The sequence below is a fragment of the Propionivibrio sp. genome, from assembly GCF_017995515.1.
Lineage (GTDB): Bacteria > Pseudomonadota > Gammaproteobacteria > Burkholderiales > Rhodocyclaceae > Propionivibrio.
Genome location: NZ_JAGOIT010000012.1, coordinates 36,691 through 43,214 on the forward strand (window position 1 = coordinate 36,691; position 6,524 = coordinate 43,214).

5 protein-coding genes and 2 pseudogenes are annotated in these 6,524 nt (G+C 65.5%); 5 read left to right on the forward strand and 2 right to left on the reverse strand.

Features of this window, described 5'->3' with window-relative positions:
- The 5 genes and pseudogenes from KBA32_RS03500 to KBA32_RS03520 all read left to right on the forward strand — a co-directional run.
- Nucleotides 1-294 (forward strand): annotated as a pseudogene (locus KBA32_RS03500) (hypothetical protein); the annotation flags it as partial.
- The gene (locus KBA32_RS03505; RefSeq protein ID WP_294355372.1) at nt 294-749 is read left to right on the forward strand and encodes a YaiI/YqxD family protein; all 456 of its coding nucleotides are present in this window, start codon (nt 294-296) and stop codon (nt 747-749) included. The pseudogene KBA32_RS03500 and the gene KBA32_RS03505, both read left to right, overlap by 1 nt.
- 284 nt (nt 750-1,033) lie before the next feature.
- The gene (locus KBA32_RS03510; RefSeq protein WP_367113737.1) at nt 1,034-1,378 is read left to right on the forward strand and encodes a hypothetical protein; all 345 of its coding nucleotides are present in this window, start codon (nt 1,034-1,036) and stop codon (nt 1,376-1,378) included.
- Nucleotides 1,379-1,632: 254 nt separating this feature from the next.
- A pseudogene (locus KBA32_RS03515) lies at nt 1,633-1,749 on the forward strand (HTH domain-containing protein); the annotation flags it as partial.
- A 7-nt stretch (nt 1,750-1,756) separates the two neighbouring features.
- A complete protein-coding gene (locus KBA32_RS03520) occupies nt 1,757-2,239 on the forward strand; it encodes a YafY family protein (protein WP_294355402.1) in 483 nt (160 codons plus the stop codon).
- Nucleotides 2,240-2,268: 29 nt separating this feature from the next.
- On the opposite strand, the gene KBA32_RS03525 is transcribed toward KBA32_RS03520, so the two are convergent.
- Entirely contained in the window at nt 2,269-3,651 is a 1,383-nt protein-coding gene (locus KBA32_RS03525) for an efflux transporter outer membrane subunit (RefSeq protein ID WP_294355378.1), read from the reverse strand.
- Nucleotides 3,648-6,524: efflux RND transporter permease subunit (locus tag KBA32_RS03530; protein WP_294355381.1), on the reverse strand; the 2,877-nt coding region annotated here is incomplete at its 5' end. The genes KBA32_RS03525 and KBA32_RS03530, both read right to left, overlap by 4 nt.

A 6,524-nucleotide genomic window follows, 5' to 3' on the forward strand; every position in this document is an offset into this window, starting at 1 on the left:
GCCGGACTGCTGCCGGTGGTCGGCAACCTGATCTCGAACTCGGTGATCGTCATCGTCAGCATGGCGCACTCGCCACAAGTCGCCTTCTCGTCACTGGGGTTCCTCGTCCTCATCCACAAGCTCGAGTACTTCCTCAACGCCCGCATCGTCGGCGGGCAGATCAACGCCAAGGCGTGGGAGTTGCTGACCGCCATGCTGGTCATGGAAAGCGCCTTCGGCATCGCCGGACTGGTTGCGGCGCCCATCGCCTATGCCTGGCTGAAGGACGAACTTGCCGCGCTGAGGCTCATCTGATGCACATCTGGGTCGATGCCGATGCCTGCCCCAAGGTGATCAAGGAGATTCTTTTCCGCGCGGCCAACCGGATGAAGCTTCCGCTGACGCTGATCGCCAACCAGATGCTCGCCGTGCCGCCTTCGCCGTATATCCGCAGCGTGCAGGTCGCGGCCGGTTTCGACGTCGCCGACAACGAGATCGTCAAGCGCGTCAGCGCCGGCGACCTCGTCATCACCAGCGACCTGCCGCTCGCCGCCGAGGTCATCGAGAAAGGCGGCCACGTCCTCAGCCATCGCGGCGAATGGTATTCCGCCGCCAACATCCGCCCGCTGCTCAACATGCGCGACTTCATGGACAACCTGCGCGCGAGCGGTGTCCAGACGGGTGGCCCGCCACCGATGAGCGCGGCGGAACAGAAGGCGTTTGCCGGGCACCTTGACCGTTTTCTGGCGCAACGTTCCGGCCGCTATTGATCCGGCACGAAGAAGTCCCGATTTCCGTTCGGGCTGAGCCTGTCGAAGCCCGCCCTCCCTTCGACAGGCTCAGGGCGAACGTACTTCAAACATGACCTCGCCGTATCAATAAGCGCTGCCTGCTTTCCCGCACGACACCTCAACTCTGCTGACACCACGCTGTCAGCAGCCCGCGCGCATCTTCCGTACACCCCCACAGGGTGAGTGGTCAAGTACGTTCGGCCCGTTGTTTCCTTTGCGATCTTTGCGTCCTCGTGCCTTTGCGGTGAGGTCTTCAGATTGAAATCCCTGCTGCCAAGCTCGAACGTGCGGTGCAGTTCTACGAACAGATACTTGCGACGAAATTCCCGATCGATACCAGCTTCCCCGGCATGCCGATGGCCATGCTGCCCCACGCGGAACCGGGCGTCGGCGGCAGCCTGATCGAATTCGAGCAGGCGCGGCCCCATGCCGACCGCGTTCGGATCTACCTCGATGCGGGCGACGATCTCCAGCCGATTCTCGACCGCGTCGCCTCGGCGGGCGGAACGATCATCATGCAAAAGACGCTCATCCGCGACGACATCGGCTACATCGGCATGTTCAGCGACAGCGAAGGCAACATCATCGGGTTGCACTCGCTGCACTGAGATGCCGTGAATAAGCCTAAATCCCTCACCACAGAGACACAGAGGCACAGAGGCACAGAGACGCAGAGTTTTCGCAGAGAAGACCTTTGGCAACGGTGGTTTTTCTCTGCTTTTCCTCTGCGCCACCGTGCCTCTGCGGTGGGTTTTGAGTTTTTTTTCACAGACGCTGAGTTCCTGTTGCCGGCTGCCATCGCCCACTTTGACGATGGCAGAATGGCGCTCTTGCCGAAACCATCAGGGTAACCGCCACAGTCATGCGCCGCGCCGATCGCCTCTTCCGACTGGTTGAGCTGTTGCGCAGCAAGCGGCTGGCCACGGGCGGCTGGCTCGCCGACCAGTTGCAGGTATCGCTGCGCACGCTCTACCGCAACATCCACGATCTCACGCTCTCCGGCGTACCAATCGAAGGCGAGGCCGGCGTCGGCTACCGGCTGCGCTACCGGCTGCGCTACCGGCTCGACGTCCCGCCGCTGCTCTTCGACCCGGCCGAACTCGAAGCGCTGCTCGTCGGCTCACGCATGGTTCAGGCCTGGGCGACACCGACCTCGCGCAGGCCGCCACCGCCGCGCTCGCCAAGATCCACAACGTCCTGCCCGACCTGCTGCGCCGCGAAGCGTAGCGCGCGAAGACGGTGCTACGTCCGAGCGCACCCTCTGGCCACTCGGACTCTTCTTCTGGGGGCGGCACTGGACACTGATAGGCTGGTGCCTCCTGCGCGACGAGTTCCGCCACTTTCGCGTCGACCGCATCGGGCAACTGACGGTCAGCGAAGAGCGTTTCCCGGATCAGTCGGGCCGTCGCCTCGCCGATTTTTTTGATTCGCTCGAACAAGCCGAGGAAATCACGATTCCGCGCCAGTGATCAGCCGGACATGCCGGGAATACCGGGCACTACGGCTCCCCCTGCCATCCCCCGCCCAGCGCGAGATAGATGTTCACCAGCGCCAGACGCCGCTCCAGCAACGCCTGCGCCTCTTCAGTCTCCGCGGCCAGCAGCTGCCGTTGCGCGTCGAGCACTTCGAGGAAGTTGGCCGTGCCGGCGCGGAAGCGCAGCTCGGCCAGGCGCATGGCTTCGCGCGACGCGGCGACGCGCGTGGCCTGCTTGGCCATCAGGTCGTCGCTGGTTTCATAGGCGACGAGGCCGTTCGCCACTTCACCGAGCGCGTTCAGGATCGTCTTGCGATAGCTGATCACCGCCTGATCGAGGCGAGCCTGTGCGGCTTCGCGATTGAAGTAGAGCTGCCCGCCGGCGAACAGCGGCAGCAGCAGGTTGGGGCCGACCGAAACAACATCGGGCGCAGAGCCCTTGACGACATCCGAGAGGCTGGTGCTGACGCCGCCGAACAAGGCGGTCAGCGACAGGCTCGGGAAGAACATCGCCTTGGCCTCGCCGACGCGTGCATTGGCGGCGACCAGTCGCGCTTCCGCCTGGCGGATATCCGGTCGTTGTTCGAGCAGGCTGGACGTCAATCCGGCCGGAATCCGGCCGGGCAGATTCAGTTGCGATGGCGTGTCTACTTGCAAGGCGCCCGGATGGCGCCCGATCAGCACGGCCAGCGCGTTCCCGGTCTCGGCGATCTGCCGGCGCAGCGTCGGCAGGCTGGCTTCCGTCGTCGCCAGCGCGCTTTCCTGCTGGCGCTCCTCGGCCGCGGTCGAAATGCCGGCGGCGGACAGGCGGTGCACCAGACGCAGGACCTCGGCCTGATTGCGCGCGCCGCGTTCGGTGATGACGTAGGTGTCGTGCAGCGTCGCCAGCTGGTAGTAGTAACGGGCGACGCTGGCGACCAGCGAGGCCTGCATCGCGTAGCGCGCTTCCTCGCTGGCCAGCAGATCGGCGCGCGCCGCTTCGCTGGCGCGGCGATAGCGGCCCCACAGGTCGATCTCCCAGGAGATGCCGGCACCGCCGAGATAACTGGAGGTCTGGCTATCGCCCGGTTGGCGAACGGTCGGCGAGGTATTGAGCGACAGCGACGCCTGCGGATAGAGCGGCGCCCGGCTGACGCCGGCCATCGCCTCGGCCTCGCGGATACGCGCCGCCGCGAGCAGCGCATCCGGACCGGCGGTCAACGCTTCGTCGATCAGTTGCCGCAACGCCGGATCGGCGAACACCTCGCGCCAGTTCTGCTTGGCCAGCGAGGCCGCATCCGCGTTTCCGGCCGGCAGGCCGGCGAACTGGCCGGGCAGATCGACCGCTGGCCGCTGATAATCAGGACCGACGGCGCAGCTGGCGAGCAAAACGCCGAACAAGGGTACGACAAAGCGGTGCGCGATCATGCCTCAACCTCCTTGGTACTCGACTTCGCTCGCGAGAAGCGGTTGACAATGCGATCGACCGCGACGAACAGCACCGGCACCATGAAGATGGCCAGCAGCGTCGCCGCGAGCATGCCGCCAAACACCGTGATACCCATCGAGACGCGCGCGGCGGCGCCGGCGCCGGAGGCGATGATCAGCGGCACGACGCCGAGGATGAAGGCGAACGAGGTCATGATGATCGGCCGCAGGCGCAGCTTGGCCGCACCGACGGCGGCCGTGACGGCGTCCTCGCCCTCTTCGAGCTTCATCTTGGCGAATTCGACGATCAGGATGGCGTTTTTCGCCGCCAGGCCGATCAGCAGGACCAGGCCGATCTGCGCGTAGATGTTGTTGGTCAGCCCGGTCAGCCACAAGCCGAGCATGGCGCCGAACAGGCCGAGCGGCACCGCCAGCAGCACGGCGAACGGCACCGCCCAGCTCTCGTACAGCGCGGCAAGGAAGAGGAAAACGAAGACGATGGCCAGCCCGAAGACGACCGGCGCCTTGCCGGCCGACTCCTTCTCCTGCTTGCTGATGCCAGACCACTCGAAGCCGTAGCCCGGCGGCAGCGCGGTGGCGGCGACCTCTTCCATCGCCGTCATGGCGTCACCCGAGCTGTAGCCGGCGCCGGGGTTGCCGCCGAGTTCGGCCGTGCGATACAGGTTGTAGCGTTCAAGCACGGTCGGCGCGCTGGTGGATACCGGCGTCACCAGCGTCGACAGCGGAATCATCTGGTTGTCGCCGTTACGCACGTGGATCAGGCCGATCTGCTGGATGTCGCTGCGATACTCGGGCTCGGCCTGCATCGTCACCTTGTAGCTGCGCCCGAAGCGGCTGAAGTCGTTGACGTTGAGCCCGCCGAGGAAGGTCTGCAGCGCGTTGGTGATGTCGGAGATCGGCACGCCCATCTTCTTGGCTTTCTCGCGGTCGACTTCCAGCCGGAAAGCCGGCGTGCGCGGATTGAACTTCGAGTAGATGCTGCCGATTTCCGGCCGTTTGCGCGCCGCGGCCATGAAGTCGTCGGCGGCCTTCGCCAGCTCCTGCGGCGTTCCGCCGGCACGCGCCTGCAGCTTGAACGAAAAGCCGCCGGTCGAGCCCAGGCCGGGAATCGGCGGCGGATTGAAGGCGAGGACCACCGCCTCCGGCAGTTTTGCTGCCTGCATGTAGGTACCGAGCAGAACCGTCTTCAACGAGTCGGCTTCCGTCGTGCGTTCCTGCCACGGCTTCAGCGTCGCGACGAACAGCGCGCTGTCGGACTGCGGCGCGCCGTTGAGGATGTTGTAGCCGTTGATGACGAGCCGCTTTTCGACGGCGGGGTAGCTCTTCAGGATGCCGTCGACCTTGGCCGAGACGTCTTCCGTGCGATTGAGCGATGCGGCCGCCGGCAACTGCACGCTGCCGAGGAAATAGCCCTGATCCTCCGACGGGACGAAGCCGCCAGGCACTTTGCTCATCAGGCCGAAGGCGGCAAGGATGAGGATGCCGAGCAGCGTCAGCGACAGCAGCGTGCGGCGAATCATCGCCTGCACGTTGCGGCCATAGCCCGCCGTCAGTCGCTCGAACGCGCGGTTGAAGGCGTCGAAGGAGCGCCTGACCAGGCCGCCGCGCCCCGCTTCGCGCGGTTTCAGGATGAGCGCGCACAGCGCCGGGGTGAGCGACAGGGCGACAAAGCCGGAGAGCGCCGTCGACGTCGCCACGGTGATGGCGAACTGCTTGTACATGACGCCGGAAATCCCGCCGAGAAAGGCGACCGGAACGAACACCGCGGCGAGGATCAGTGTCATGGCGACGACCGGGCCGGACACCTCCTCCATCGCGCGAATCGTCGCATCGCGCGCGTTCAGGCCACTGTGCTGCATGTGATGCTCGACGGCCTCGACGACGACGATCGCGTCGTCAACGACGATGCCGATGGCCAGCACCATGCCGAACAGCGTCAGCGTGTTGATCGTGAAGCCGAGCAGCGTGAACGCGGCGAAGGTGCCGACCAGCGACACCGGCACGGCCAGCATCGGAATCAGCGTCGCCCGCCAGTTCTGCAGGAAGAGGAAGACGACGATCAACACCAGCGCCAGCGCCTCGAAGAAGGTATGGACGACTTCCGTCAGCGAGGCCTGGACGAAGACCGTGTTGTCGAGCACCACGTCGTAGGTCAGGTCAGTCGGAAAAGAAGCCGACAGCGATTTCAGCTCGGCATTGATCAACGCCGCCGTCTCCAGTGCGCTGGCGTCCGGCGTCAGGTTGATCGAGAACGCGGCGGCCGGTTGGCCGTTCAGGCGCGACTGGAAGACGTAGTCCTTGGCGCCCAGTTCGACGCGTGCCACGTCGCGCACGCGGATGAAGGAACCGTCCTTCTGGGCGCGGACGATCACGTCCTCGAACTCGCTGACCTCCGACAAGCGCCCGCGCACTTCGACGCCGTACTGGAACTGCTGCGTCTTCGGCGCCGGCATCTGCCCGACCTGCCCGGCCGGCGCCTGCGCGTTCTGCTCCTGGATGGCGCGGTAGATGTCGGTCGGCGTCACGCCCAGGCTGGCCATGCGGTCGGGCCGCAGCCACAGGCGCATGCCGAACTCGGCGCCGAACAGGCTGACGTTGCCGACGCCCTTGATCCGCTTGAGCGCCTCGACGACGTTGATCGTCGCGTAGTTGGCGAGAAACAGCTCGTCGTAAGTCCCCTTGGGCGAGACGAGCGCCAGATACATCAGCACGTCCGGCGTCTGCTTCTTGGTCGTGATGCCGGCGCTGATCGCCTCCGACGGCAGGCGGGCGTTGGCCTGCGAAGCCCGGTTCTGCACCTGCACGGCGGCGATGTCGGCGTTGTCCTCCAGACCGAAGGTGATGTCGAGGTT

What these genes read in the sequence shown, in the direction of transcription:
- KBA32_RS03505 (WP_294355372.1), top strand. Translation starts at nt 294, where the DNA reads ATGCACATCTGGGTCGATGCCGATGCCTGCCCCAAGGTGATCAAGGAG.
- KBA32_RS03525 (WP_294355378.1), bottom strand. Translation starts at nt 3,651, where the DNA reads ATGATCGCGCACCGCTTTGTCGTACCCTTGTTCGGCGTTTTGCTCGCC.